Here is a 26,507-nt window from a genome sequence, read left to right as displayed (position 1 = left end):
AGGTCTAGCTTATTTCCACGAATTGAATTATGGTCGTAATATCAGATTATGAGCATAATGCAATAGCAGGGCAGGAAAGAAGACATGCGCTACGAAAAGGGCCGAAAAGACGCGTCACGCAGCCGGATCATGGAGGTCGCCGCCGAACGTTTTCGATCTGACGGCATCGCGGCGTCCGGGCTGGCGACCATCATGAGCGACGCCGGGCTGACGAACGGGGCCTTCTATCCGCACTTTCAGTCCAAGGCGGAGCTCGTCCGTGAAAGCGTGGCGGCGGCCCTGGACGCGCAGTCGCAGCAAGTGCAGGAAGCGTTGGCCGCCGGCGGTCCGGAAATGGCCATAGGGGCATATCTATCGGCCGAGCACCGGGACAATCCTGGAAAGGGCTGCGCTTCGGCCGCGCTACTGCCGGAAATAGCGCGGCAGCCGCCTGAAACGCGGGCCCTCTATGCCGAACGCGCCCAATCCCTGGTGCGTCAGATAGCCGACGCTCTGCCGCCGACCAATGATCCAGAGGGCGTTGCGTTGGGTGTGTTTGCAACGCTCATCGGCGCGCTTCAACTGGCCCGCGCCCTGGAAGGGACGGAATTGTCGGATCGCATCCTTGCAGCGGGAGCAGCTGCCGCAAAGGCGCTGATCCGGCCGGTTCAAGACGAGGTGGCCCCCTGACGGCAGCCCGGACTATTCGGCCGGCTCGAATCTGCCTTGCACCAAGACTGTCTCCACCGGCCCAAGCGGATTGATGATCCGGCTCTCCAGGACTTCGATAAGTTTGCGTCCAACACCCGCCATATCCACGGAATGAACTCCGATCTTTGCCGGCAGGAAACGTGCCAGCCGCGTGCTGTCACGGGTGACGATGTGGACGTCGCGGCCTGGTGTAAGACCCCGCTTGCCGAGGGCGTGCAACGCTCCCAGAAGGCCCAGTTCGTTGGCGCACGCCAAGCCCGTCGGCGGATCTGATGACGCCAGCAAGCGATCGAACCAGCCTGCGCTCGATTCCATGGTGAACATGCCATGACCGATCAGCGATTGGTCGATCGGAATACCGGCCTCGGCCATTGCCCTTCCATACCCGGAAAGACGCATGGCACTCGCTTGGTCCTCCGGAACGAGAAGTTGCAGCGCAATGCGTCGACAGCCCTTATCCATGAGCCGCCGGGTCGCCTCGTAGGCAATCTGTTCATTGTCGACATCGACATAAGGATACGCGATATCAAGGTCGGTTCTTCCAAACGCGACGAATGGCATGCGTTTATCCAGCAGCAGCTTGACGCGCGGATCAGCCGACACCAGGCGTGTGATGATCAGGCCGTCTGCGCTGCGCGCCTGGAGTTGCCGCTCCACACTCTCGACGGGATCGTCGTCGGGAGTGGTGGAATAGATGGACAGACTATAACCGGCTTGCCGCGCCGCCAACGTCATGCCTTCGATTAAAGGAAGCTTCAACAGATCGGACAGATGATCTCGTGTCTCCATCGGGAGTACTGCCGTCAGCGTCTGCGTTCGACCGGTTTTGAGCGCGCGACCATGATGATTTGGTAAATAGCCGACCCGCTTAGCCGCCTCCTTGACGCGGGCTATGGTCGAGGGCTGCACTTCCGGCCCATCCTTCAGAGCGCGGGATACCGTGGTCACCGAGAGGGAAAGTTCCGCCGCGATCTGCTTTAGATTGGCCATTGTTCGCCCGACTTCGTTTGCGAAAGCGCCGGCTGATTTTGCTGACCGCCAACGTTACCGGATTCGACATCCCGGTCAATCCAAACTCCCGCAGGAAGCAGCTTGACTCCAGCGCATTCAGATGCAATCGTAACGTTACGATTACAAAATAATGGCACTTTTGAGCGACATTTGGATAAAGTTGGGGAGGAGAACCTATGTCCTGGCTACGCATTTCCTTAACAGCATTCGCAATCTCGGCTGCCTTGCCCGTCCATGCGCAAACAGTCACCATCACGACCGCAGGTGGCGATTATGGCAACGCCATGAAGGAAGCCATGTGGGGGCCTGCTGCAAAAGAGCTCGGCTATGATGTCCGCGAGGAGACCCTAAGCGACGGCCTAGCCGCCTTGAAGATGCAGGTCACATCGGGTGCGGTCACGACCGACGTCATTCACCTGGGCTCACCGGAAGGTGCCCAGGCGGCCGCACAATCGCTGCTTGAGCCACTCGACTACAAGATCATCGATCCGAAATCCGTGCCGGAGGGTGCGAAGTCCGACTACTGCTATCCGTTCGACTCCTACGGCACCGTCATGTCGTGGAACACCAAGACCTATGGCCAGAACCCGCCGAAGACGTGGGCGGAATTCTGGGATGTTGCCAAATTTTCTGGCCGGCGCGCGTTGCGCGCCAATGCGCAAGACTCGATCGAGATCGCGCTTCTCTCCGATGGCGTGGCACCCGCGGACGTCTATTCCGTGCTCAGCACGCCGGAAGGGCTAGAGCGCGCCATCAACCGGCTTGAAGCGATCAAACCAAATGTCGCCGTGTGGTGGACCTCGGGAGCTCAGTCCGCGCAGTTGCTGAAAGATGGTGAGGCGGATTTGGTCATTACCTGGAACGGACGGGCTCAAACCGTGAAAGCAGATGGCGGCGCGGCTGACTACACGTTCAAGGGTTCGGTCATCGGCACGGACTGCCTTGGGGTGCCGAAGGGAGCGCCGAACAAGGAAGCCGCGATGAAGCTCATCGCAGCGATGACGCAGCCTGCGCGAGTTGCGAAGCTGACCGATTTCATTGCCTACGGCCCAGTCAATCCTGCGGCATATGAGGGTGGCCTTATTCCCGAGGACCGTCTGAAGACCCTTGCGACCGCGCCTGAAAATGCTGGCACGTCGGTGTTTTCGAATTCAGAATGGTGGGTCAAGAATGGCGAGGCTGCCCAAAGAGCCTTCGATGAAATGATGGCCCGCTGACTCTCAGCTCTAATGCATATCGCGCAAAAGTGTGCAGCGGTTTTGCGACAACAACATGCATGAAAACAACAACCTAAAGCGTGTCGCGTGAGGCCGGTCGAAGGCGACGCGCCTTAAGGCTGGAGCACATGATGAAGTCGCTCGCGATCACCATCGAAAGCGTGCACAAGGCTTATGGATCCTACGTCGCACTGGATGATGTTTCGCTCGACATTCAGGCTGGCGAATTCCTCACGCTGCTAGGGCCATCGGGATCGGGCAAGACCACGTTACTCATGGCTCTGGCCGGTTTTGTCCGGCCGGATTCCGGTAAACTTCTCTTGGGCGATCGAGACATCACCCGCCTGCCGCCCAACAAACGAGACATTGGCATAGTATTCCAGAATTACGCCCTGTTTCCCCACATGAATGTCCTGGCGAACGTCGCGTATCCGCTGGTGCTGCGCAAGATACCGAGAGCGGAGGCGCGTCAGCGGGCGCTTGATACCTTGGCCCGCGTGAAGCTGGATGGCCTGGCGGAGCGCAATGTTGCCGCACTATCCGGCGGCCAACGTCAACGGGTGGCATTGGCGCGGGCTATCGTCTTCGAACCGCGCGTGATGTTGATGGACGAGCCGCTGTCGGCGCTCGACAAGAATCTGCGCGAGACCATGCAGTATGAGATCCGGCGCCTGCATGATCATCTAAGGATCACCACAATCTATGTGACCCATGACCAGCGCGAAGCGTTGATTATGTCTGACCGGATTGCGGTGATGAATTCTGGCCGCATCCAGCAGATAGATACGCCGCAGCGGATTTATGATCGTCCATCGACCCGCTTCGTCGCGGAGTTCATGGGCGAGGCTAACATTGTGGCGCCAGGCTCAGCACGCAGAATCGACGGCGCCGAACCATCACGCGAAACTCTGATGATCCGCGCCGAAAGCTTCCATCTTGATGCGAAGCTCGTCGGGGGAGACGGAGTGGCTCTCGAAGGAATACTGCGCGCCAAAGCGTTCCGCGGCGAGAATTGGCTTTTGACGCTGGCGCTTGACGGTGGGCAAGAGGTTCTTGTCTGCATTCCGGCAGCGCTGGCCGGCGGCTGCGCCGAGCTTGCCGCCGGTCAGCGGATGACTGCATATGCACCAGCAGCGAAGGTTCACGCGATACCGGGAGCGATGGCGTGATCGTCGTCCGGGATCCGGCGCTCGCGGCGGATGCACGGCGCGAGCGGCGGTTTTTTCTTTCGCTTTCGCTCCCGGCGCTGTTCATCGTTGGGCTGGCGGCGATACTGCCCATCCTTTGGATCATCCGGCAATCCTTCCTGACCACCGGGGGTGAGTACACGGTCGGCAATTACCAGAAGGTCCTTTCGAGCGGACTGACGTGGTCGGCGCTCGTCACGACCCTCGAACTGTCCTTGGGTACGCTGGCGGCCTGCATTCTTCTCGGCATCCCTCTGGCGCTGGCTCTGGCCAGCGTCAGACCAAGGGTGGCCAACGTGCTGATGGCGTTCGTCATGCTGCCGCTGTGGACCTCCATTCTGGTGCGTACCTATGGTTGGCTCGTGCTCTTGCGGCGCGATGGCCTGATCAACGCGGCGTTGACCGGTTCAGGCCTGACGGCGGAGCCATTGCCGCTGGTCTACAACTTCACCGGAACGCTCATCGGCATGGTGCACTACATGCTGCCACTCTTTCTGCTGCCTGTTTATGCTGCGATGCGCGATATCGACCCAAATCTCATTCGCGCGGCAGCGAGCATGGGAGCCACTCTCAGGCAGGTCATCCGCACAGTCATTTTGCCGCTATCGGCGGGCGGCATCTTCTCCGGTTCGATCATCGTCCTCATCTACGCCATAGGTTTTTTCATCACGCCGGCGGTGCTTGGCGGCGGCAAGGTAAATCCTCTCTCTACCCGGATCGAGCGTACACTATCGACCTTTCAGGACTGGGGGTCGGCGAGCGTCCTGGGCATTCTGCTCCTCGCTCTTATGGCGCTGATCGGTGTGATGTTGCTGGCGGCACGCCGCCTGGTGGCCCAGAACACAGTGGAAGCCCCCTATGCTTGAAGCCTATCCGCAAAACAGGCTCGCCCGCATTTTGCTCTGGAGCTTTGCCGCTCTTGTCATGGCATTTCTGATGCTGCCAACGCTCGTGGTGGTGCCGCTTTCCTTTTCGGCGTCGAATCTCCTCGAGTTTCCGCCGCACGCCTACTCGTTGCGTTGGTATGAGAACTTCTTCGGCTCGGCAACGTGGATGGCTGCGCTCAGAACGAGTTTGATCCTTGGGACATTGACGGCGTTGATCGCGGTGCCGTTTGCGCTGCTCGCCTGCATTTCAATGAATCGGCTGGGCGGAAAAACCGCTGCGATCATCCAGAGCGTCCTGCTAACCCCCTCGATCACCCCGGGTATCCTGCTTGCGATCGGTCTCTTCTTTGTCTTGGCTGCACAACATCTGATCGGAACGCTATTCGGTGTGCTGGTCGGACATGTGGTGCTGGCCGTTCCGGTCGCCTGCATTGTGTTGCTGCCGGCTCTCGCCCGCTTTGACTGGAACCAGGTCCAGGCGGCGCGCAGCCTCGGTGCAAACTGGGCCAGAGCCATTGGCGGAATAATCGTTCCGCAACTTCGGATCAGCTTGCTGTCGGCGACATTGATGGCGTTCCTGACTTCGCTCGACGAGTCTGTGATTTCGATCTTCATCGCAAGCGGTCGCAACAGCACGATGCCGAAGCTTATGTTCCTGTCGCTGCGCGATCAGATCGATCCGACCATTGCGGCGATCTCGACATTGTGGACCGTCATCGTGGTGGCCGTGGTCCTGATTGTGACCCTTCGCCAAAAATCCTGACCGAGACTGGAAACATGCCCACCAATCACCATGCAGCCGACGATCTGACGGATCATTCGACGGACATCCCTCAGGTAGGGTTGGCCATCATCACCGGGTCGGCAAACTGGGGGCTTGCCTTCCCGGAAGATGTCGAATTCGATGGTGTGCGCACGTTGCGGCGCGACATGAGTTTTGAAACGCCTTTCGGTCGCACCGACAACTGGAAGTTGCTCGAGTTCGATGCGTCGATCACAGCCGAAGGGAGAGCGAAGCGCGCGTTGTGCATGTATTCGCACGGCAATCCCCGCGACCGTATCGACCATTCCTGCCATCGCCGCGCGTTCTGGGTGTTGATGCGGGCGGGTGTACGGCAAGTTCTCGCCTGCTCGACTGTAGGCGCCGTCAACAAGGCGATCCAGCCGGGCGACATGGTGGTGACCGCCGACATCATTGAACTGACGCAGACCCCGTTTTCACTGCTTCCTGACCGCCAGAGCTTTGACTGTTCGGGCAAGCAAATCGTGTGTCCAAGATGTGCGGCGGTTCTGGTCGAAACGGCCCGCCGTCATTGGCCAGCCGAATGCCGCGTTTACGGCATCGAACAGCAGTTGGTGGCTGCCCATTGTTATGGGCCCCGGCTGACAACGCCAGCCGAAGCCTTGGCGTATCGGGGCATGGGTGCGGATGTCCTCAACCATTCCATCGCCCCTGAGGCGACCTTGTCGCGCGAGATCGGCGCGTGTTTCGTGCCTTGCGCATTCGTGACGGCGGGCTTCAACGACTATATGGATCGCAATCGCCAGAAACTGCTGCAGGAGGACGTGCTGCCCAATCTCTCCATGACAGCCTCGCGGGTCGCGCTGGAGACCGCCGCGCGACTTCCCGCTGATCCGGAATGCTCCTGTCAGGGCTTGAAGTCGCCTCAGCCGAAAGAACGCTCCAGCCGGTTCTGAGACGACCTTCGTGCGCCGGATAGCTGAAGCTCTGCCACCGACCAAGAATCCCGAGGGCGCTGCATTGGGCGTGTTTGCGACGTTCGAAACGCTGAGGGCGGCGTTTGAGGATTAGGGTCAAAACTCAATCAGACTGGCTGCCGCCAATGGCCCAGATGGGCGGAACTTGCCGTTTGAATTAGTCGGCGGGAATGAGCACAGAGCGCCATTTGCTGACAATCATGGCGCTTCAGCATTGCGCTCGTTCTCGCTACGACCTGATGCGGACCCGAAGCGGATAGTCGTTTGATCCGGTTAAACTCAACGCGCCACCCGACCACATGCGCCATCTCGAGACGTTCCCGAAAACCTCCACGTCGGTCGCGACTCGACCATGGAGCGGAAGTACAGGCGAAGTACTGTTTCGTTCGAGATGGCCTGGTTCAATCTCCAGCATCCTCCTCCTGCCATACTGGCCGGAGCGAGTGCCGGCCGCGAGCGAGTGGCCTTTGAGCGTAGCTCAGAGCGTCTTGCTCATCATCAGGATCGGAACCGGAGCGCCGCCACGGTCATCGACGAATTTCTCGGCGGGTTGGTAGCCGCAGGCTCGATAGAGCGGCTCTCCTGCCATCGTGGCTGCCAGATCGGCACGGCGGAAGCCCTCAGCCTTAGCGGCACGTTCACACAGCGAAAGGATCAGGCGGCCGACGCCTCGCCGGACAAAGTCCGGATGCGTATACATGGCTCTGATACGCGCCGCGTCCGTGGCTGGATCAAGCAGTGCCGCGTTGCGTCCCGGTGACTGATCACCACCATACATGGTCGTGCGCCGGCTCCAGCCACCGCAGCCTGCCAGGACGCCGGCGTGCTCCACGACGAAATAGGTGCCATCATCGACAAGCTGCGTGTCCAGCCCCATGATTGCGCGGCTGGATCGGATCTGGTCATCGTCGAGAAACGGTTTCTGGAGTTCGGAGATCGCTGCATCCATGAGCGCAATCATGGAGGCGAGGTCCTCGCGTCGCGCTATCCGGTGCCGAAAGTCTTCACTGGCCATGTTCAAGCACACCATGAGGCGAAACAAACGCACGATATGGCGAATTTCGTTCCGTCAGAAGACCAAAATGTTCGCTGCTGCGGCAGCCTTGGGACGCCTGTCGACAGCAGGCCGAAGGTATAACCAATGACAGTCATTCTGGCAGCCCCGCCATGCGATAACCTTCCACGATATGCCGGCGCACGTCTTCGGCTGGGAATGGCTGCGAATCCGACCAGTGCCGGATAGTGAAGTGCGGATTGCTTATCATGAACATTTTCGCCTCCCAGCGCGCTTCCTCCAAACGGCCAAGTTGCGCAAGGCTTGCTGCAAGCAGGCGTCGTGAAGTCGTGCGATAGGTTTCGGGCCTGCGCAGCGTTTGGATCGCGGATTCGTAGTCGCCCATGGCATATTGGGCCTGGCCCAACATCCAGTAATACCAACCGGGCGGGTGAGGGTTGAGTCGCAGTGCCCTGCGGACCTGCTCTATGGCTTCGGCAGGTCGCCCCTTTTCAGTCGTCAACTCGGCCCGCATCGCCCAAGCGTCGGCGTGGTTGGGGTCCAGCTCGTGGGCAGCATCGAATTCGGCATCCGATTCCACCCAGCGACTCTCATGTCCCAGTATGACGCCCAATACCCATCTGTTCCCGGCGTCGTTCGGGTCGAGTTCGACCGCCAGCTGTGCTTCGGCGAGCGCTCTTGCGCGGTTGGGGTCCATCGGTTCGTCCCAGAACTCCCAGCCCAGCCAGAGGTTGAGTGCCAGCCAACGGTGCGCCTCCGCGTATTCCGGGTCGAGCGCGATTGCCCGGTTCAGCAGCAAAATGGCCTCTTTCGCGGTGAGCGCCGTTTGCAGGCCAAGGGCCCGGGCACGCACACAGAGATCATAGGCCTCCAGGTTGCTCGGTCTGTTGCGCGCCGGCGCGGTGGTCAGGCGGCCAACCAGAGCCTCGACAATCTTGCCGGTCACCTCGTCCTGAACGGCGAAGATATCTTCTAGGCTCCGGTCGAATCTTTCGGCCCAAAGGTGGTCACCCGCGATCGCGTCGATCAGTTGGGCGTTGATACGCACCCGTCCAGCGGCCCGCCGTGCACTACCTTCAAGAAGATGGCGAACTCCCAGTTCTCGCGCGATGCGACGCACATCCACGTGCCTGCCTTTGTATGCAAATGCCGAGTTGCTGGCGATGACGAACAACTCGCTTGTCCTCGACAGATCCGTGATCAAGTCTTCGGTGAGGCCATCGACAAATGCCTCCTGCTCCGGATCATTGCTCATGTTCGTAAAGGGCAGGACGGCAATGGAGGGCTTGGCGGGGAGCTGCAGAGGCGCTTTCTCCGCGAGCCCGCCATCGTCCGATGCGGTCGACAGCCGGATCCGGTAGACAGACACTGGTTCGGTGACGTTCTTGATCGCTTGCGGACCAAGTTCGTCGAAGCCGCAATCGAGCTTCCGCTTGACTTGGTCGTAGACGCTGCCGGACACACAGACATCTCCTGCCCCGGCCATTGCCTGGAGCCGCACTGCGACAATGACGCCGTCGCCGAACAGATCGCCGTCCTCGACAACGACATCGCCCAGATTGATGCCGATATGCAGGTAGATTCTCCGGTCGGCGGTCACACCCTCGTTTGCGGCCGCCATCCGCTTCTGAAGGTCCACGGCGCATGACACGGCGTTCACCGCGCTTCCGAACTCGACCAGAACGCCATCACCCATCACTTTCACAATACGGCCATGACGGTCGCGGACGAGTGGTTCGAGGATTTCCTTCCTCGTCCTCCTTAAAGCGGCCAACGTTCCTTGCTCGTCCAGGTCCAGAAGTCGACTGTAGCCCACCACGTCGGCAGCCAATATGGCGGCAAGGCGGCGTTGGGCGCGTTCTTCGGCCATTTCGCGTTGCTTTCATTGAAAGCAGAAAAGCGAATTTTATGCCGCCCATTTCAAAAGTCTATCAGGTTGACTTCGAGGCTCGATCGCCAAGCAGCTACATAGGGTGATCGCGCCTGTCGATTGTCCCCACTGGGGCCACGACTTGCGCTTGGGGCTGGTCTTGGAGAAGGTCAGCAAGGGGTCAGTGCCGAGTGCCGCGAATGTCGGCTATCGCGCAGTGAAATGGGCTGACGAAGGGCAGCTCAGGGTCAACTTGCGTCGTCAGGGCTCTCGGCGTCAAAGGTCCGAGAGGGTTCGAAGTCGGTCGTTCAGAGTGATTGCGTTTTGACTCCAGAGCGCCGCGCGTCATTGGACGCGCAAAGGACGCTATAACACTTTGAATTTGCATGATCCTTTCCGAACCGGAGGTCAGCGCAGCAAAACCATGCCGGTTTCCGGGGGTCATGCCCTAAGGCAGCCTAAACCGGTATTCCGTCACGTGATGGTAGATCTGGCCCGGCCACAGCGTGGCTTGCGGGAAATACGGCCGGTTGGGCGCATCCGGCCAGATTTGCGGTTCCAGGCAGAAGCCTGAAAAAGGCTTGTACTGGCGGCCGCCCAAACCAGGCGAAGACGGCGCCAGATACTGGCCGGTATAGAGCTGGACGCCCGGCTCGGTGGTCCAGAGCTCCATCTCGACGCCGGAATTCGCGCCTTGCGCCCATGATGCCTGCTTCAGCGGCCCGCGCGTCGAGGCAAGGCAGAAATTCTGGTCGTAGGGGAGCTGTTCGCCCTCGGTCTCCATGCGCAGCGGCCGCGCCTGGCGAAAGTCGAAAGGTGTGCCGTCGACCGGCTTGACCGTGCCTGTCGGAATCAAATCGGCGTCGACAGGAATATAGGCGCCGGCATTCAGCATCAGCCGGTGGTCGAGAATGTCGCCGGCGCCGCCGTCATCCAGGTTGAAATAGGAATGCTGGGTGAGGTTGCAGAGCGTCGGCTCCTCGCAGGTGGCGGTCAGTTCGATGCTGAGCGTGCCGGGGATCTTCAGCCGGTAGGTGCAGGTCACGTCGAGCGCGCCGGGAAAGCCCATCGTGCCGTCGGGGTCATGCAGGGTCAGCGTGACAAAATCCCTGCCATGCAGCGAAACCGCCCAGGCTCGTCGCGAAAAACCTTGCGAACCGCCATGCAGCGTATGCTTTTCGAGGAAATTGCGCTCGGTCTGGTAGCGTTTGCCGGCAAGCGTAAAGCGGCCGTCGCGGATACGGTTGGCGTAGCGCCCGACGACAGTGCCGAAGAAGGCCTTATCCGTCTCATAGTACTGGAAACGATCATACCCGAGCACCAATGGCGCCTCGTGCCCGGCCAGGTGCAGATCCTGGATGATCGCGCCCAGGCCGATAATGTTGGCGGTAAGGCCGCCGCCACGGATGGTGAAACGGCGGACTTCCTCGCCCGCCTGCGTCGTGCCGAAAACCTCGCCGTCCTTCATCGCCATGCTCGCAAGTTCGTTGCTCGATCGACGCCAGCCTGGCCTTTCCGAAGCGGCCCAGGATCGTTTTCGGTATTACCGTATGAGGCTTCTAGAGACCAAGTCCGCCGATGCAGACATATTTGGTGTCGAGATAATCCTCGATGCCCTGATGGCCGCCTTCCTTGCCGAGGCCCGATTCCTTGACGCCGCCGAACGGCGCCTCAGGCGTGGTGATGAGCCCTTCATTGACCCCGACCATGCCGTATTTCAACCCTTCCATGACCCGGAAGGCGCGGCCGAGATCGCCGGTGTAGAAATAGGCGGCCAGCCCGAACTCGGTATCGTTGGCGAGTCCTACGGCCTCTTCCTCGGTCTCGAACTTGAACACCGGCGCCACCGGGCCAAAGATTTCTTCCTTCATGAAGCGCATCTTCGGCGTGGCATTGGCGATCACCGTCGGCTGGAAGAACGAGCCGCCGAGCGCGTGGCGCTTGCCGCCGGCGACGATCTTGCCGCCTTTGGCAGTAGCGTCGGCAATCAGCTCCTCGACCTTCTCCACCGCCTTCTCATCGATCAGCGGTCCCTGCTGGACACCGTCTTCGAGGCCGGAACCGACCTTCAGCCCGTTGCTCGCAGTAGCCAGCTTTTCGACGAACCGGTCATAGATGCCGGCCTGCACCAGGAAGCGGTTGGTGCAGACGCAGGTCTGGCCGGAATTGCGGTATTTGGCGGTGATGGCGCCAGCGACGGCCCGATCGAGATCGGCGTCGTCGAAAACGATGAACGGCGCATTGCCGCCGAGCTCCATCGACACTTTCTTGACGGTCACCGACGACTTCTGGATCAGGATCTTGCCGACCTCGGTCGAGCCGGTGAAGGTGATCTTCTTGACCAGCGGATTGGCACAGATCTCGTCGCCGATCTCGCCGGCGGCGCCGGTCAGGATGTTGATCACGCCTTTGGGGAAGCCGACTTCTTCGGCAAGCGCGCCCCAGGCAAGCCCGGAATAAGGCGTCTGCGACGCCGGCTTGACCACGGCCGTGCAGCCGGCGGCAAGCGCCGGGCCGAGCTTGCGGGCCAGCATCGAGGATGGAAAATTCCATGGCGTGATGGCGGCGATGACGCCGACCGACTCCTTGGTCACCAGGATGCGGCGGTCCGCCCAGGGTGACGGAACGACGTCGCCATAGGTGCGGCGGCCCTCTTCGGCGAACCACAATATGTAGGACGCGGCCGAGCCGATCTCGCCCTTCGATTCGAACAGCGACTTGCCCTGCTCGATGGTCAGCAGTTCGGCCAGCACGTCCTGATTGTCCATCATCGCGTCGTGCAGCTTGCGCAACAGCTTCGAGCGTTCGAGCGCGGTGGTCTTGCGCCATGTCTTGAAGGCAGCGTCGGCGGCCTCGATGGCGCGGCGGGTCTCGGCCTTGCCCGACTTCGGCACGGTGCCGATCTTGAGGCCGGTGGCAGGGTTGTTGACGTCGACCGTCTGGCCTGAATCGGCCTGCACCCATTCGCCATTGATGAGATTGGCCTGCCGCATGAAATGGCTGGTTTTCTGAAGCATGATCTCGCCTCCGTTCGGCACCTGGCGGGCCGGTCGCTGATTTCGTGAATGGACGTGCGCGATAGCATCGCTAGAGCCACTGCTCTTAGCCCAGGGCAAGCCCCGCAAGCAATCACAAGATGGCATATAGGGTTTAGGCCAGCCAAAGCGAGAGCGATCCCGCCGGGCTCCTATCCAAAAATATGGACGACCACTGTCAGCCAAAACGCAGTGGTCACGACCGCACTGGCGGTGGCGATGGTCATCTGGTTCGATGCCAGCGCCTGGCCGGTGTTGAACTGCACGGCAATGAGATAGGAATTGATGCCGGACGGCAACGCCGCAACCATGACCGCCACTTTGGCGGTCAATGGCGGCAGGCCGATCAGCCAGACCAGGCAAAGAACCAGTGCTGGCATCAGGAACAGTTTCAGCGCCGACAGCGCCAGCGCCGGGCGGACATTGCCGGAAATACCGAAACGGCGCAGGCTTAGCCCCATGGCAAACAGCGCCACCGGGGCGGCCGTGCCGGCCAGCGCGTCGCTCAACCGCGTCGCAAGCGCTGGCAGCGGCGCACCGGTGAAGCGCCACGCCAGCCCGGCCAGTATGCCGATGATCAGCGGGTTGATGAATACCCTCCTGAGAAAGCTCGTGATGACGCGGAGCGGATGCACAGGCTCGCTGCCGCCGCGGCCGAACATCTCGAACAGGATGATCGAGGCCATCATCATCACCGGCAGGTGAATGGAAACGAGCAGCGACAGCACTTCGAACCCGGCCGGCCCGAACACGCCGATGATGAAGGGCGCGCCGAGCAGGACAACGTTGGAGTAGGACGACGATACGCCGCCGACGACGCCGGCGCGGGCGTCTCGTCCGAAGATGCGCGTGGTGACCAGATGGCCGGCGGCCCAGGTGAGCGCCACCGCCGTGAAATAGGCGCCCCATAGCGACCACGGCGCTACGCCATGGAAATCCGCCTTTACCATGGTCTGGAACAGCAAAAGCGGCATTGCCACGTTGATGGCGAATTCGGATACGCCCTCGCCGCTCGCCGGCTTCAAATAGCCGGTAAGCCCGGCAAGATAGCCGAGCCCGACGAGACTGAAGACGAAGAGGACGGTTTCGGTAAGCGGAGACATTTTTGCCGTGATAGGCGAGCCCCGGCGGCGGCGCAATCGCCCTTCCCTCGCGAATGTACCAGCCAACAATCCGGCCGCTCGGATCTTGCCCGAATTTGCTCATGGTTGGATGGCAGCGCTATACAGGGTTGTCGGGGGACACGCGGCGAATGGGCCTTGTCGGAAATCAGCACTTCTTCAAGCAGGCGTGGCTGACGGCTTTCGTCGGCGCCATGCTTTGCCTCGTGGTGACCTCGGCTCATGCCGCGGAGCCGGAGAGCCTCAAGGGCGTGGCGCTGATTGTCGGCCAGTCGAAATACCAGCACATAGCGGCGCTTCCCAACCCCGCCAACGACGCCCGCGACATCGCCAAGATGCTGACCGATCTCGGCTTCGACGCGCGCAGCGTCACCGACCGCGACGCGGCAAAGCTGAAGCGCGACCTCGAGCGTTTCGCCGAGGATGCCGAGGACGCCGACGTCGCCTTGATCTACTATTCCGGCCACGGCATCGAGGCCGGCGGCGAAAACTATCTGGTGCCGGTCGACGCCGACGTTTCTTCATTGAAGGACGCCGATCAGGCCCTGGTGCCGATCTCCGCTGTCATGGACGAATTGAAGACGACCGTGCCGGTAACGATCATGCTGCTCGATGCCTGCCGCACCAACCCGTTTCCGGCGGATGCGGTGCTGCGCCGGGCGCCGACGGCCTCGGCCTCGCCGGTCAGCGCCGGCGGATTGGAGCCGGTGCGCGGTGCCAGGGCACTGGCAAACGCGACCGCGACGGAAAATCTGGGAACGGTGATCGGCTTTGCCGCCGAGCCGGGGCGGCCGGCACTCGACGGCATCGTCGGCGAAAACAGCCCCTACGCAGCGGCACTTCTGCGCCACCTCGCGGCGATGAAGGGCACGGAGTTCGGCTCGGTCATGCGCATGGTGACCGAGGAGGTCTATCTCGACACCAAGGCAAAGCAGCGGCCATGGGTCAATGAAAGCCTGCGCCGGCTGCTCTATTTCGGCGTTGCACCGCAGGAACCGACCGGCGACGACGGGCTGATCACTGGCGAGCGGCGGCAATTGCTGCTGACGATCGCCGAGTTGCCGAACCCCAAGCGGGCACAGGTCGAACTGGCCTCGCTGCAGGATGGCGTGCCGCTCGACGCGCTTTATGGCGTGCTGAAGGCACTCGGCACCGAAAAGATGCCGGAGGACCCCACCGACCTGCAAAAACTGCTCGATGCTCAGGCCGAGCGCCTGAAGAAGATGATCTCCGAGCGCAACGCGCTGCGCACCGACGACCCCGAGATCAGCCGCCTCGTCGCCTCGGCCGACAAAGCGATCGGCCAGGGCGCTATCGTCACTGCGCGCAACTTCCTCGACAAGGCAGTGCGCCGGGTCGAGCAGACCAGCGGCGTGGTCGACCAGGCAGAGGATCTGGTCAGGCAGAAGCGTCTTGCCGACGCGGCGATCTATGCCAGGCGCGCCGACGCTTCGGCGCTGGTCTTCGACTATCTGTCCGCCGCCAACGATTACGGCAAGGCCTTCTCGCTGGTCGAGAAATGGGACGACAGGCTGGGGTGGAACTACAAGAACCAGGAGGCGGAAGCGCTTAACGCGCATGGCGACGCCACCGGCGAAAGGCAAGCGCTGCAGCACGCCATCGACGCCTACCGCGTCATCCTGAGCTTCATCGCCAATGGCGAGCAGAACCGCGATTGGGCGATCACCCGCAACAACATGGCGGTGGTGCTGCAGACGATCGGCGAGCGCGAGCGCCAAATCGACCGGCTGGAAGAGGCCGCGAAAATCTTTCGCGATTCGCTTGCCGTGTTCGAGCGCGAGAAGGATGATCTCAACTGGGCGGCCGCCCAGAATAACCTGGCCAATGTGCTGTTGAAGATCGGCGAACGCGAGAGCGACCCGAAACGCCTGAACGAGGCAGTGGTGGCGATGCGCGCCACGCTGGAGAAGCGGCCGCGCGGCAAAGTCCCGCTGGACTGGGCCGCCTCGCAAAGCAACCTTGGCCTTGCGCTTTACGCGCTTTCGGAACGCGAACCGGGCGGCGCGCGCCTGACCGAGGCCGAGGCCGCCTACCGGCTGGCGCTTGAAGAATACACGCGCGAAAAGGCGCCCGTTCAGTGGGCGATGGTCCAGAACAATCTCGGCAACACGCTGGTGTCTCTCGGCACGCAACGCAACGACAAGGCAAAAATCGACGAGGCAGCCGCGGCATTCCGCGCCGCGCTCGAAATCCGCACACGCGACACCTTCCCGCTCTCCTGGGCAAGCAGCCGTCTCAATCTGGGTAACGCGCTGAGCAGTGCTGCCCGTTTCGATCTCGGAACCGGCCTGCTCGAAGAGGCGGCTGCTGCCTATGGCGACGCGCTGACCATATTCACACGCCAACGTTTTCCAACGGATTGGGCTTCGGCGGAGAACAATCTCGGCTCGATCTACCAGACGCTCGGCCAGCGCACGCGCGATCCTGCCAGGCTTGAGCAATCGGCTGCTGCATACCGGGCGGCACGGCGCGTCTATACCAAGAAGGAGTTTCCGCTCGACTGGGCGATGACCCACTACAATCTCGGCAACACGCTGCAACTGCTCGGCGGCGTGACCGACAAGCCGGTGCACTACGAGGCGGCGATCGAGGCCTATCGCGATGCACTGCGCGAATACAAGCGCGAGACGACGCCGCGGCAATGGGCGCTGGCGCAGGCCGGCCTCGGCTCGGCGCTGCAATGGCTGAGCATGAGCGAGGCCGACACCAGCAAACTGGTCGCTTCGATCGCCGCGCGCCGAGCGGCGCTGGAGGTGCTGACCTTCGAAACCTCGCCCGTCGATTGGGCAAACGCGCAGAACGGCATCGGCATGAGCCTGATCAATCTCGGCAATCTCGAACGGACCGGCAGATATCTGGACGACGCCGAAGCCGCCTTCGAGGCGACGCTCAAGGTCTTCACCCGCGAAGGCCAGCCGATGCAATGGGCCTTCGAGCAGAACAATCTCGGCGACGTCCACTGGAACCGCGGCAGCTATGGCGGCGGCAATGCCGAATACCAAAAGGCGATCGAATTCTTCGAGAACGCCAAGCAAGGCTTTACCGAAGCCGGCTACACACTCCCCATCCCGCTGACCGACCGCAAGATCGATCTGGTGAAGAAGCAGATAGCGAAGAAATAGGCGTCTCGGCCGCAGGTTGCACTCGGCTTGTCTTTCAGCCGGCTTTGCCGTCCCTATATGCCGGTCACCGGGGACCTGCCTGCCGGTCACCCGAAAGGATGTCTGATGCTTCGATTTGTGCTGGCGCTGCTGTTGCTTGCCGTTTCCGCCACAGCCCATGCGACGGAAGCCGGCTGGGCGCTGCTCCGCGACGGCGGGCATGTGGTCCTGCTTCGCCATGCCATGGTCACCGGCACCACCGATGCGGCCAATTTCGACCTCGGCAAATGCGCGACCCAGGTCAATCTCTCTGAGCGCGGCAAGCAACAGGCGCGCAAGATCGGCGCGCTGTTTGGCGCCCGCGCGGCACCGGTCGAGCGCGTGCTGTCCAGCCGCTATTGCCGCTGCCTCGAGACCGCCCGCATCGCTTTCGAAAGCGAGCCGGAGCCGTTCGAACCGCTTGACCTGCTGAAGACCGGCGAGAAGGAGAAGGCCACCCAGATCGCCGCGATCCTGGCCGAGATCCGCGGCTATTCCGGGTCAGACAATCTGGTCATGGTCACACATCTCGAAAACATCAAGGAATTGACCGGCATCTCGCCGCGCGAAGGCGAAGCCGTGGTCGTCGAGCCGCAAGGCGACGGCCTGCGCGTGCTCGGCCGCGTCACCTTCTGACCGGGCCGGTCGCTCCTCGCGTCGAGCGAGATAGGTGTTGCCGAAATGCCACTGCCACGAGAAGCCGCGGTTGGATTCCGATCTCATCTTGCTCTGCCTGGGCAGCAATCCCATCTGCGCCGGGCGTATCAGGCCTTTTCCTGCCCGGAAAAACCGACTAGACAGCCCAAAACACATGCGGACAGATTCCGCCCGCAATCGAAGGAAAAGCCCTTGTCCACCACGTTCGACAAAGTCGCCAAGATCATCGCCGACACCAGCGAGATCGACATCGAGACGATCACGCCCGAAAGCCACACCATCGACGATCTCGGCATCGACAGCCTCGACTTCCTCGACATCGTCTTTGCCATCGACAAGGAATTCGGCATCAAGGTGCCGCTGGAAAAGTGGACGCAGGAGGTCAATGACGGCAAGGCGTCGACCGACGACTATTTCGTCATGAAGAACCTGTGCGCCAAGATCGACGCGCTCGTCGCCGCCAAGAACGCCACGTAAGCACAGCGCTTGACGCGCCTTCACCCGAACAGCCGCCCATGAACCCCCACGACGTCGTCATATCAGGCATCGGCCTAGTCTCGTCGCTGGGCGAGGGTCCGGATGCGCATTGGCAAAAGCTCGTCCAGCCGCGCCTTGAGCCGGTTCTGGAGGCCTCGCGCTTCTCGCCCTATACAGTCCACCCGCTGCCGGAGGTCGACTGGAACCTGCAGATCTCCAAGCGTGGCGACCAGCGGCAGATGGAGACCTGGCAGAGGCTCGGCACCTATGCGGCCGGCCTTGCGCTCGATGATGCCGGCATCAAGGGCAATGACGAACTCTGCGCGACCATGGACATGGTGGTGGCCGCCGGCGGCGGCGAGCGCGACGAAGCGGTCGACGCGGCCATTCTCGCGGCATCGGAAAGCCGCAATGACCGCGACGTGCTGCTCAACGAGAAGCTGACCACGGAATTGCGCCCGACGCTGTTTCTGGCACAGCTTTCCAACCTGCTCGCCGGCAACATCTCGATTGTCCACAAGGTGACGGGGTCGTCGCGCACCTTCATGGGCGAGGAAGGTGCGGGCGTCGCCGCCGTCGAGACCGCGGCCGCGCGCATCCGTTCCGGTCAGTCGACGCATATACTGGTCGGCGGCGCTTTCCAGACCGAACATTCCGACATGCTGCTCGGCTATGAACTGGCCGGCTACCTGCATCGCGGTCCGTGGCGGCCGGTCTGGCAGAGGCAAGGTGCCGAGGGCGGCGGCGTGGTGACCGGATCCGGCGGCGCGTTTCTCGTCCTGGAGCAGCGCGAGCACGCGACAAGCCGTGGCCGGAAGATCTATGCGGAACTTGGCCCGGTCCTGTCCGGTCGCGCCAGGCGCCGGCGGGGCGAACTCGATGGAGAGATCGCCATGCTGCTGAAGCAAGCCGCATTGCCGGACGGCGAGTTGCTGGCGATCTCCGGCGCTTCGGGCGCCCATGCCGCGACCGCCGCCGAGAAATCGGCGCTCGAGGCCAATCCGGCGATCGCCGCACGCGGCTTTTCGACGCTCACCGGCCACATGAAGGAAGCGCAGTTCCCCTTCGCCGTCGCGCTGGCGGCCCTGGCTGTCGACCGCGAGGCCGCCTACCCTGTCTTCGACGCCACAGTCGAAAAACCGTTTGCCGGCGTCCCGAAGACCGTCCTTGCAACGGCGATCGGCTATCACCAATTCGAGGGCATGGCGCTGATCAAAGCCGCCTAGAGCATCGGACCGAAAACGTGACGCGGTTTTCGGGCGATCCGATGCTCCAAGAGAAACAGGTTTTTGGACAACAAATGGCCAATCTGAACGACCACATGGGCAGGCCGATCGTCGCCGTCACCGGCATCGGCGTGGTGACCTCGCTCGGTGTCGGCAAGGCCGATAATTGGGCGGCGCTGACATCCGGCAAGTCCGGCATCCATCCGATCACCCGCTTCCCGGTCGATCATCTCAACACCCGCATCTCCGGCATGGTCGATTTCCTGCCGTCGAGTTCCAAGGGCGCCAGTCTCCTCACCTATGAGCTTGCCGAAACCGCCGCCCGGGAAGCGATGTCGGAGGCGGGCCTCGATGCCGGCGATTTCGGCGGACCGCTTTTCCTCGCTTCGCCGCCGGTCGAACTCGACTGGAGCGAGCGCTTTTCGCTCTACAATTCCGACACGCACGATACCGGTGCAGAGAGGCTCCTGCGGGTGGCGCGCGGCCTGAGGGAACTCGACATTTTCGAGACCACCCAGTTCGGTTCGATCGCCGACCGGCTTGCCGATCGTTTCGGCACGCGCGGCCTGCCGATCACGCTGTCGACCGCCTGCGCCTCGGGCGCCACGGCGATCCAGCTCGGCGTCGAGGCGATCCGCCGCGGCGAATGCGACCGGGCGCTGTCGATCGGCGCCGACGGATCGGCAACCGCGGAGGCGCTGATCCGCTTCTCGCTTCTGTCGGCGCTCTCCACCCATAACGACATCCCCGAAAAGGCATCCAAGCCGTTCTCCAAGGATCGCGACGGCTTCGTGCTGGCCGAAGGCTCGGGCGCCCTTGTGCTGGAATCGCTGGAGGCAGCACTTGCCCGCGGCGCCACCATTCTCGGCATATTGCGCGGCTGCGGCGAAAAGGCCGACGACTTCCATCGCACCCGCTCCAAGCCGGACGGTTCGCCGGCGATCGCGGCGGTGCGCGCCGCCGTTGCCGATGCCGGCCTGAGCGAGGACGGGATCGATTATGTCAACGCCCATGGCACCTCGACGCCCGAAAACGACAAGATGGAGCATTTGTCGCTGTCGACGGTGTTCGGCGAGCGTATCTCGTCAATGCCGGTCTCGTCGAACAAGTCGATGATCGGCCATACCCTATCGGCAGCCGGTGCCGTCGAGGCTGCATTTTCGCTGATGACGATGCGCGAAAGCGTCATTCCGCCGACCATCAACTACGACAATCCCGACCCGGCGATCGTGCTCGACGTGGTGCCGAACACCAAGCGCAACGCCGAGGTCGGCACGGTCCTGTCGAACTCCTTCGGCTTCGGCGGCCAGAACACCTGCCTTGTCATGGCGCGGGAACCGGTCTAAGCGACCGTTCCGCTCTAGCACTGTTGTCGTGCGCATGGTCCTTTCCGAAACGGTTCTCGGGTCATGCGCAACCTGGGATCTGGCATGCGCGCATTGCAACTTATCGAGGATCGCCGGCTTGAAACGGTGGACCTGCCACCACCGCCGCCGCCTTCGCTCGGCGAGGTGACGCTGCGCATCAAGGCCGTGGCGCTGAACCACATCGACGTCTGGGGCTGGCGCGGCATGGCTTTTGCCAAGCGCAAGCTGCCGCTGGTCGTCGGCGCCGAGGCTTCCGGCGAGGTCGAGGCGGTCGGCCCCGGCGTTTCCAGCCTTGTGCCCGGGCAATTGGTGTCGATCTACGGTGCCCGCACCTGCGGTCTTTGCCGCGCCTGCCGCGAAGGCCGCGACAATCTCTGCGAGCATGTTTCGGGCGTGCACGGCTTCCATCTCGACGGCTTTGCGCAGGAAAAGATCAACCTGCCGGCGCGCCTTCTGGTCCCCGCGCCGCCCGGCGTGAGCGAGATCGGCGCGGCGGTGGCGCCGGTTACCTTCGGCACGGTCGAGCATATGCTGTTCGACAATGCCCGGCTGCAGCCCGGCGAGACGATACTGGTCCATGCCGGCGGCTCCGGCATCGGCTCAGCCGCCATTCAGCTGGCCAAGAAGATGGGCTGCACGGTCATCACCACCGTCGGCTCGAACGAAAAGATCGACAAGGCCAAGGCGCTCGGCGCCGACCACGTCATCAATTACCGCGACGACCGCTTCGAAGGCGTCGTGCGCAAGCTGACGAAGAAGAGGGGCGTTGACGTGGTGTTCGAGCATGTCGGCGCCGACACCTTTGCCGCTTCGATGCTGTGCCTGAAACGCGGCGGACGGCTCGTCACCTGCGGCTCGACCTCCGGCGTGTCGACGCAGATCAATTTGATGCAATTGTTCCAGCAGCAGCTGAAGCTGCTCGGCTCGTTCGGCTGCCGCATGGAAAACATGGCCGACGCCATGCAGAAGATGGCGGCAGGTCTGGTGGCGCCGGTGATCGACACCGAGGTCGGTTTCGACGGCATCGATGCCGCGCTGAAGCGCATGGAGGGCCGCGACGTGTTCGGCAAGATCATCCTGCGCGTCGGCTGAGAATGATCGGCAACGCTTTCAGGAAGATCCGCAGGGACCTGGGATTCCGCTATGGCAGGCGGCTTCGCCAGTTCAACTACTGGCTGGTCGCGCGGGTTGCGATGATCATCATCTCCGCGCTGCGGCTGCTGCCGCCCGACCGGGCGCTCAATTTCGCCGACCGCGCCGCCCGCCGCATCGGCCCTTGGGTGCAGCGCCATCAAGTTGCTGTCGACAATCTGCGCAAGGCCTATCCGGAAAAAAGCGATGCCGAGATCGAGGCGATCGCTTCCGATATGTGGGGCAACATGGCTCGCCTCGCCGCCGAATATATCTTCCTCGATGCCCTATTCGACTATGATCCCGCTGCGACAAAGCCGGGCCGCGTCGAGGTCAAGGGCGAGCAGCATTTCGTGCGCATCGCCGGCGAGGACAAGCCGCATATCGTCTTTACCGGGCATCTCGGCAATTTCGAGCTGCTGCCTGTCGCGGCCGCCACTTTCGGCATGAACATCACGGCACTGTTTCGCCCGCCCAACAATCCTTACCTAGCCGATTACATCCTCTCGACCCGCCGCTCGAGCATGGGATCGCTGCTGCCGTCTTCGACCGGCGCCTCGTTCGCGCTTGCGGCCGTCCTCGAGAAAGGCGGCAATATCGGCGTGCTGGTCGACCAGAAATTCACGGGCGGGCTCGAAACGACGTTCTTCGGCCGCCCCTGCGAGAGCAACCGGGTTCTCGGCACCCTGGCGCGGCACTATGACTGCGATGTCTATCCGGCGCGCTGCGTGCGCCTGCCGAACAATCGTTTCCGGCTCGAGATCGAGGACAAGCTCACCTTGCCGCGCACCGCAGGCGGCAATGTCGACGTCCCCGCCACCACTCAGCTTCTCAACGATGTGGTCGAGCGCTGGGTGCGCGAAGACCCTGGCCAGTGGATGTGGTTCCACAAGCGCTGGGAGATCAGCAAGCGCAGAAAGCGGCGGCCGTTGAAATTGCGCGACAAAGCCGCCTGAGCGGAAATCATAGCAAACATTTTCCGCTACTGACGTATTTTGTTCTTGCTTTGTGCCGGCAGCTATGCTACTAACTTCGGTATGGTGCTACTTGGCGCCGACGAACCTGCCGCTCCGGCGGGTTTTTTATTTTCGGGCCCAGTGACAGGCCTAATTCGTCACCAGGATCCGCGTGTTGCCGAAGCCGGCTTTGCGCACCATCGAATAGAAGGCCGCGGCGTTGCTGGGGTGGAGGCGCACACAGCCATGCGATGCCGGGCGCCCCAATTGCCGGACGGCACCGGTGCCGTGGATGGCATAGCCGCCGCGGAAGAACACCGAATAGGGCATCGGCGACATATCGTATTTGCGCGAATACCACATCCTGGCCGTCCGCTGCGGACGATAGCTGCCGCGCGGCGTGATGTAGCCTTTGCGGGCGGTGGAAACGCTCCACCGGTAATACGAAAGCCCGTATCTTACCGTCATCGTCTGTGAGGAAATATCAATGTTCGCGACCAGGCTGGCCGCCCGGCCCTCGAACGACGAACCGAACAGCATCGCTACCAATGCTGCTGCCATGAGAACAGTGTTTTTCATGCGATCAAACCCCTTTGATGCCCCTTGCCTGCCTGCCCTCACGCTGTTCTCCAGCATTTTGATGGCAAGCCAGCGAGCTAACACCTACTCCCTGACGATTTCACCAATCCAAAGCAGCGAATTTGAACGATTTCCCGCAATAGTTGCCGTAACGACACGCAATCGCCTCGCAATTCGCCATCGGGCTTGCAAAACCGCCTCATCCGCTGCTCAATTCGCCGAATGAACGAACCGAACGAACGGCTCCTCAAGGCGATCGATGACCGAGCCGATGATCTGGTTGCGCTGGCCGCGGATCTGATCCGCTTTCCGACCATCAACCCGCCCGGCGAAGCCTATCAGCCGTGTGCCGAATTTATCGGCGCGCGGCTGAAGAAGCGCGGTTTTGAGATCGAATTCATCCGTGCCGAAGGCACGCCCGGCGACACTGACCGTTATCCGCGCGTCAACGTCGTCGCCCGCTTCGATGGCCGCGCGCCGGGTGCTTGCGTGCACTTCAATTCGCATATCGACGTGGTCGAGCCCGGCGACGGCTGGAGCCTCGATCCGTTCGCCGGCATCGTCAGGGATGGCAAGGTCTATGGCCGCGGTGCCTGCGACATGAAAGGTGGGCTTGCCGCCTCGATCATCGCCGCTGAAGCCTTCATGGAGGTCTTTCCCGATTTTCCCGGCGCCATCGAGATTTCGGGGACGGTCGACGAGGAGTCCGGCGGCTTTGGCGGCGTCGCCCATCTGGCCAAGCTCGGCTATTTCTCCAGGCCGAAGGTCGACCACGTCATCATTCCCGAGCCGCTCAACAAGGACCGCATCTGCCTCGGCCATCGCGGCGTCTGGTGGGCGGAGATCGAGACCAAAGGCGAGATCGCGCACGGCTCGATGCCGTTCCTCGGCGACAATGCGGTACGCCATATGGGCGCCGTGCTGCGGGCCTTCGAGGACGAATTGTTTCCGGTGCTCGACCGCAAAATGACGCGCATGCCGGTCGTGCCCGAAGGCGCAAAACGCTCGACCATGAACATCAACTCGATCCATGGCGGCCAGACGGAGGATTTCCGGCCCGGCCTGCCCTCGCCCAACGTGCCTGATTCCTGCCGGCTGACCATCGACCGCCGTTTCCTGCTCGAAGAGGATCTCGGCACGGTCAAAAGCGAAGTGATCGATATCCTCGAGCGGCTGAAGCGCGAGCGCAAGAAATTCGATTACGAAATCCGCGATCTGATGGAAGTGCTGCCGCTGATGACCGAGCGCGACGCACCGGTGGTGAAGGCGGTCGCGCAAGGCATCATGGAGATATTCGACCGCGAGCCGGATTACGTGATCTCGCCCGGCACCTACGACCAGAAACACGTCGCCCGCATCGGCCACATCTATGACTGCATCGCTTATGGGCCGGGCATTCTCGACCTTGCCCACCGACCCGACGAATGGGTCGGCATTGCCGATATGTTGGACTCGGCAAAGGTGATGGCCATCGGCCTCGGCGTTCTGCTGAGGGGGGCCGGCCCGCAATGATCCGGCCATGGGCGGAAAAACATTCCTCCCGGCGGCGGCGGACGGTACGAAACGCAATTTACTCGGCGGCGAATTCACGCTTCTATCCGCCGGGTTTCAGCACGTGTTTTAGCATATGGGGAGTTGCACGATGAAATTGTGGAAAACCATTCTGGCCGCAGCGGCGCTGGCGTTGGCCGCCGGAACCTCGGCGATGGCCGCGCGAACTGACCTGGTCATCGGCATTCCGCTCGAACCCCCGCATCTCGATCCGACCGCGGGTGCCGCGGCTGCGATCGACGAGGTGCTCTACGCCAATGTCTTCGAGGGCCTGACCCGCATCGGACCGAACGGCGAAGTGCTGCCCGATCTCGCCGAAGGCTGGAGCATTTCCGACGACGGCAAGGTCTACACTTTCAAGCTGCATACAGGCGTGAAATTCCATGACGGCAGCGACTTCAACGCCGACGACGTGAAATTCTCGCTCGATCGTGCCCGCGCCGACAATTCCGTCAACGCGCAAAAGGGCCTGTTCGCCGCCATCGGCAAGGTCGAGGTCGTCGATCCCGCGACGGTGACGGTCACGCTGAAGAACCCGCAAGGCTCGTTCCTTTACAATATGGGCTGGGGCGACGCGGTGATCGTCGCGCCTGAGACAGCCGACACCAACAAGGAAAAACCGATCGGCACCGGCCCGTTCAAGTTCCAGAACTGGGCCAAGGGCTCATCGATCACGCTGGTCAAGTCGGACAATTACTGGGGCGCCCCGGTGTTCCTCGACAAGGCCGAGTTCCGCATCGTTCCGGACGCCGCCGCCGCCGTTCCGGCGCTGCTTTCCGGCGACATCCAGGCCTTTCCGTTCTTCGATCCTGACAGTGTCGCCCAGGTCAAGGACGACCCGCGCTTCAAGGTGGTGATCGGCTCGACCGAGGGCGAAACCATCCTGTCGATCAACAACAAGAAGCCGCCCTTCGACAAGCTGCAGGTCAGGCAGGCGATTTCCTTTGCGCTCGATCGCAAGGCGATCATCGACGGCGCCTCGGCCGGCCTCGGCGTGCCGATCGGCTCGCACATGTCGCCCGCCAGCAAGGCCTATGTCGACCTCACCGGCCTCTATCCGCACAATGTGGACAAGGCCAAGGAGTTGCTGAAGGAAGCCGGCCTGGAGAATGGCTTCAAGGCGACGCTGAAGCTGCCGCCGCCCTCCTATGCGCGGCTTGGTGGCGAGATCATCGCCTCCGAGCTTCGCGAAATCGGCATCGACCTCGAGATCATCCCTGTCGAATGGGCGCAGTGGCTTGATCAGGTCTTCACCAAGAAGGATTACGACCTGACCATCGTTTCCCACACCGAGCCCAACGACATCGATATCTATTCGCGCAAGGACTATTACTTCAACTACGACAATCCGGCCTTCGACAAGATCATCGACGAGCTGAACCTTACCTCCGACGAGGCCAAGCGCATGACGCTGCTCGGCGAGGCGCAGAAGGTTCTGGCCGATGACGCCGTGGTCGGCTTCCTCTACGAATTGCCGAAGGTCGGCGTCTGGGACGCCAAACTGCAAGGCCTATGGGAAAACGCCCCGATCCAGGCCAACGACCTGACCAAGGTGAAGTGGACGGATTGAGCCGCTGACAGAAGGGCGAAAGTTGCACTCCGTCACACCCCCCTCTGTCCTGCCGGACATCTCCCCCTCAAGGGGGGAGA

22 protein-coding genes are annotated in these 26,507 nt (G+C 62.0%); 15 read left to right on the top strand and 7 right to left on the bottom strand.

What is annotated here, in order from left to right; all coding sequences use genetic code 11:
* Positions 1-84: 84 nt before the first annotated feature.
* Positions 85-669 (top strand): TetR/AcrR family transcriptional regulator, encoded by a 585-nt coding sequence (locus NKI50_RS01500; RefSeq protein WP_023719992.1) that lies wholly within the window; start codon positions 85-87, stop codon positions 667-669.
* Between the two features lie 12 nt (positions 670-681).
* Here NKI50_RS01500 and NKI50_RS01495 read toward each other — a convergent pair whose 3' ends face one another.
* Positions 682-1,680, bottom strand: coding sequence for a LacI family DNA-binding transcriptional regulator (locus NKI50_RS01495; RefSeq protein ID WP_023719991.1), 999 nt, complete (start codon positions 1,678-1,680; stop codon positions 682-684).
* A 245-nt stretch (positions 1,681-1,925) separates the two neighbouring features.
* On the opposite strand from NKI50_RS01495, the gene NKI50_RS01490 reads away from it, so the two are divergent.
* The 5 genes from NKI50_RS01490 to NKI50_RS01470 all read left to right on the top strand — a co-directional run bounded on the left by NKI50_RS01490 (position 1,926) and on the right by NKI50_RS01470 (position 6,690).
* On the top strand, positions 1,926-2,918 hold the full coding sequence (locus NKI50_RS01490; protein WP_352715141.1) for an ABC transporter substrate-binding protein: 993 nt from the start codon (positions 1,926-1,928) through the stop codon (positions 2,916-2,918).
* Positions 2,919-3,049: 131 nt separating this feature from the next.
* Positions 3,050-4,087: an ABC transporter ATP-binding protein gene (locus NKI50_RS01485; RefSeq protein WP_352715292.1), complete on the top strand. Its 1,038-nt coding sequence runs from the start codon at positions 3,050-3,052 to the stop codon at positions 4,085-4,087.
* The gene (locus NKI50_RS01480) at positions 4,084-4,971 is read left to right on the top strand and encodes an ABC transporter permease (RefSeq protein ID WP_352715138.1); all 888 of its coding nucleotides are present in this window, start codon (positions 4,084-4,086) and stop codon (positions 4,969-4,971) included. The genes NKI50_RS01485 and NKI50_RS01480 overlap by 4 nt, the downstream gene beginning before the upstream one ends.
* On the top strand, positions 4,964-5,755 hold the full coding sequence (locus tag NKI50_RS01475) for an ABC transporter permease (RefSeq protein ID WP_023719987.1): 792 nt from the start codon (positions 4,964-4,966) through the stop codon (positions 5,753-5,755). Before NKI50_RS01480 ends, NKI50_RS01475 begins: the two co-directional genes overlap by 8 nt.
* A 14-nt stretch (positions 5,756-5,769) precedes the next feature.
* Positions 5,770-6,690: a phosphorylase family protein gene (locus tag NKI50_RS01470; protein WP_352640455.1), complete on the top strand. Its 921-nt coding sequence runs from the start codon at positions 5,770-5,772 to the stop codon at positions 6,688-6,690.
* Positions 6,691-7,189: 499 nt separating this feature from the next.
* On the opposite strand, the gene NKI50_RS01465 is transcribed toward NKI50_RS01470, so the two are convergent.
* The 5 genes from NKI50_RS01465 to NKI50_RS01445 all read right to left on the bottom strand — a co-directional run bounded on the left by NKI50_RS01465 (position 7,190) and on the right by NKI50_RS01445 (position 13,734).
* Entirely contained in the window at positions 7,190-7,759 is a 570-nt protein-coding gene (locus tag NKI50_RS01465) for a GNAT family N-acetyltransferase (protein WP_352609116.1), read from the bottom strand.
* A gap of 100 nt (positions 7,760-7,859) precedes the next feature.
* Positions 7,860-9,596: an adenylate/guanylate cyclase domain-containing protein gene (locus tag NKI50_RS01460; RefSeq protein WP_023719984.1), complete on the bottom strand. Its 1,737-nt coding sequence runs from the start codon at positions 9,594-9,596 to the stop codon at positions 7,860-7,862.
* Positions 9,597-10,044: 448 nt separating this feature from the next.
* Positions 10,045-11,070, bottom strand: coding sequence for an aldose epimerase family protein (locus NKI50_RS01455; protein WP_023719983.1), 1,026 nt, complete (start codon positions 11,068-11,070; stop codon positions 10,045-10,047).
* Positions 11,071-11,155: 85 nt separating this feature from the next.
* Positions 11,156-12,613 carry an NAD-dependent succinate-semialdehyde dehydrogenase gene (locus tag NKI50_RS01450; protein WP_352640456.1) on the bottom strand — a complete coding sequence of 486 codons (1,458 nt, stop codon included), beginning with the start codon at positions 12,611-12,613 and terminating at the stop codon, positions 11,156-11,158.
* Between the two features lie 170 nt (positions 12,614-12,783).
* Positions 12,784-13,734, bottom strand: coding sequence for an AEC family transporter (locus tag NKI50_RS01445; protein WP_352640457.1), 951 nt, complete (start codon positions 13,732-13,734; stop codon positions 12,784-12,786).
* Positions 13,735-13,883: 149 nt separating this feature from the next.
* Between NKI50_RS01445 and NKI50_RS01440 the strand changes: the two genes are divergently transcribed.
* From NKI50_RS01440 to NKI50_RS01410, 7 genes are all read left to right on the top strand, one after another.
* Positions 13,884-16,895 carry a caspase family protein gene (locus tag NKI50_RS01440; RefSeq protein ID WP_352640458.1) on the top strand — a complete coding sequence of 1,004 codons (3,012 nt, stop codon included), beginning with the start codon at positions 13,884-13,886 and terminating at the stop codon, positions 16,893-16,895.
* A gap of 105 nt (positions 16,896-17,000) precedes the next feature.
* Entirely contained in the window at positions 17,001-17,549 is a 549-nt protein-coding gene (locus NKI50_RS01435; RefSeq protein WP_352640459.1) for a histidine phosphatase family protein, read from the top strand.
* Positions 17,550-17,762: 213 nt separating this feature from the next.
* Positions 17,763-18,047 carry an acyl carrier protein gene (locus NKI50_RS01430; protein ID WP_023719977.1) on the top strand — a complete coding sequence of 95 codons (285 nt, stop codon included), beginning with the start codon at positions 17,763-17,765 and terminating at the stop codon, positions 18,045-18,047.
* A gap of 38 nt (positions 18,048-18,085) precedes the next feature.
* A complete protein-coding gene (locus NKI50_RS01425) occupies positions 18,086-19,273 on the top strand; it encodes a beta-ketoacyl-ACP synthase (protein WP_352495968.1) in 1,188 nt (395 codons plus the stop codon).
* A gap of 74 nt (positions 19,274-19,347) precedes the next feature.
* Positions 19,348-20,619 carry a beta-ketoacyl-ACP synthase gene (locus NKI50_RS01420; protein WP_352640461.1) on the top strand — a complete coding sequence of 424 codons (1,272 nt, stop codon included), beginning with the start codon at positions 19,348-19,350 and terminating at the stop codon, positions 20,617-20,619.
* A gap of 84 nt (positions 20,620-20,703) precedes the next feature.
* Positions 20,704-21,732 (top strand): zinc-binding dehydrogenase, encoded by a 1,029-nt coding sequence (locus NKI50_RS01415; protein ID WP_352640462.1) that lies wholly within the window; start codon positions 20,704-20,706, stop codon positions 21,730-21,732.
* Positions 21,733-21,734: 2 nt separating this feature from the next.
* The gene (locus NKI50_RS01410) at positions 21,735-22,727 is read left to right on the top strand and encodes a lipid A biosynthesis lauroyl acyltransferase (protein WP_352640463.1); all 993 of its coding nucleotides are present in this window, start codon (positions 21,735-21,737) and stop codon (positions 22,725-22,727) included.
* A 150-nt stretch (positions 22,728-22,877) separates the two neighbouring features.
* On the opposite strand, the gene NKI50_RS01405 is transcribed toward NKI50_RS01410, so the two are convergent.
* Positions 22,878-23,306 (bottom strand): L,D-transpeptidase, encoded by a 429-nt coding sequence (locus NKI50_RS01405; RefSeq protein WP_023719972.1) that lies wholly within the window; start codon positions 23,304-23,306, stop codon positions 22,878-22,880.
* 222 nt (positions 23,307-23,528) lie between these two features.
* Between NKI50_RS01405 and NKI50_RS01400 the strand changes: the two genes are divergently transcribed.
* Positions 23,529-24,818 carry an acetylornithine deacetylase/succinyl-diaminopimelate desuccinylase family protein gene (locus tag NKI50_RS01400; RefSeq protein ID WP_352640464.1) on the top strand — a complete coding sequence of 430 codons (1,290 nt, stop codon included), beginning with the start codon at positions 23,529-23,531 and terminating at the stop codon, positions 24,816-24,818.
* Positions 24,819-24,948: 130 nt separating this feature from the next.
* Positions 24,949-26,427: an ABC transporter substrate-binding protein gene (locus NKI50_RS01395; protein WP_023719970.1), complete on the top strand. Its 1,479-nt coding sequence runs from the start codon at positions 24,949-24,951 to the stop codon at positions 26,425-26,427.
* Positions 26,428-26,507: the final 80 nt, after the last annotated feature.

Origin of the sequence: Mesorhizobium sp. M0563, from assembly GCF_040321065.1 — a bacterium.
Taxonomy (GTDB): Bacteria; Pseudomonadota; Alphaproteobacteria; order Rhizobiales; family Rhizobiaceae; genus Mesorhizobium.
The sequence above is the reverse complement of the archived record's forward strand: the minus strand, read 5'-3'. Positions and strand labels throughout refer to the sequence as shown.

Bases quoted from the DNA above. Each gene is read 5' to 3' on its own strand.
- NKI50_RS01470 (WP_352640455.1), top strand. From the start codon at position 5,770: ATGCCCACCAATCACCATGCAGCCGACGATCTGACGGATCATTCGACG.
- NKI50_RS01485 (WP_352715292.1), top strand. From the start codon at position 3,050: ATGAAGTCGCTCGCGATCACCATCGAAAGCGTGCACAAGGCTTATGGA.
- NKI50_RS01400 (WP_352640464.1), top strand. From the start codon at position 23,529: ATGAACGAACCGAACGAACGGCTCCTCAAGGCGATCGATGACCGAGCC.
- NKI50_RS01455 (WP_023719983.1), bottom strand. From the start codon at position 11,070: ATGGCGATGAAGGACGGCGAGGTTTTCGGCACGACGCAGGCGGGCGAG.
- NKI50_RS01410 (WP_352640463.1), top strand. From the start codon at position 21,735: ATGATCGGCAACGCTTTCAGGAAGATCCGCAGGGACCTGGGATTCCGC.
- NKI50_RS01440 (WP_352640458.1), top strand. From the start codon at position 13,884: ATGGGCCTTGTCGGAAATCAGCACTTCTTCAAGCAGGCGTGGCTGACG.
- NKI50_RS01445 (WP_352640457.1), bottom strand. From the start codon at position 13,734: ATGTCTCCGCTTACCGAAACCGTCCTCTTCGTCTTCAGTCTCGTCGGG.
- NKI50_RS01435 (WP_352640459.1), top strand. From the start codon at position 17,001: ATGCTTCGATTTGTGCTGGCGCTGCTGTTGCTTGCCGTTTCCGCCACA.
- NKI50_RS01405 (WP_023719972.1), bottom strand. From the start codon at position 23,306: ATGAAAAACACTGTTCTCATGGCAGCAGCATTGGTAGCGATGCTGTTC.
- NKI50_RS01395 (WP_023719970.1), top strand. From the start codon at position 24,949: ATGAAATTGTGGAAAACCATTCTGGCCGCAGCGGCGCTGGCGTTGGCC.
- NKI50_RS01500 (WP_023719992.1), top strand. From the start codon at position 85: ATGCGCTACGAAAAGGGCCGAAAAGACGCGTCACGCAGCCGGATCATG.
- NKI50_RS01450 (WP_352640456.1), bottom strand. From the start codon at position 12,613: ATGCTTCAGAAAACCAGCCATTTCATGCGGCAGGCCAATCTCATCAAT.
- NKI50_RS01460 (WP_023719984.1), bottom strand. From the start codon at position 9,596: ATGGCCGAAGAACGCGCCCAACGCCGCCTTGCCGCCATATTGGCTGCC.
- NKI50_RS01415 (WP_352640462.1), top strand. From the start codon at position 20,704: ATGCGCGCATTGCAACTTATCGAGGATCGCCGGCTTGAAACGGTGGAC.
- NKI50_RS01475 (WP_023719987.1), top strand. From the start codon at position 4,964: ATGCTTGAAGCCTATCCGCAAAACAGGCTCGCCCGCATTTTGCTCTGG.
- NKI50_RS01425 (WP_352495968.1), top strand. From the start codon at position 18,086: ATGAACCCCCACGACGTCGTCATATCAGGCATCGGCCTAGTCTCGTCG.
- NKI50_RS01420 (WP_352640461.1), top strand. From the start codon at position 19,348: ATGGCCAATCTGAACGACCACATGGGCAGGCCGATCGTCGCCGTCACC.
- NKI50_RS01495 (WP_023719991.1), bottom strand. From the start codon at position 1,680: ATGGCCAATCTAAAGCAGATCGCGGCGGAACTTTCCCTCTCGGTGACC.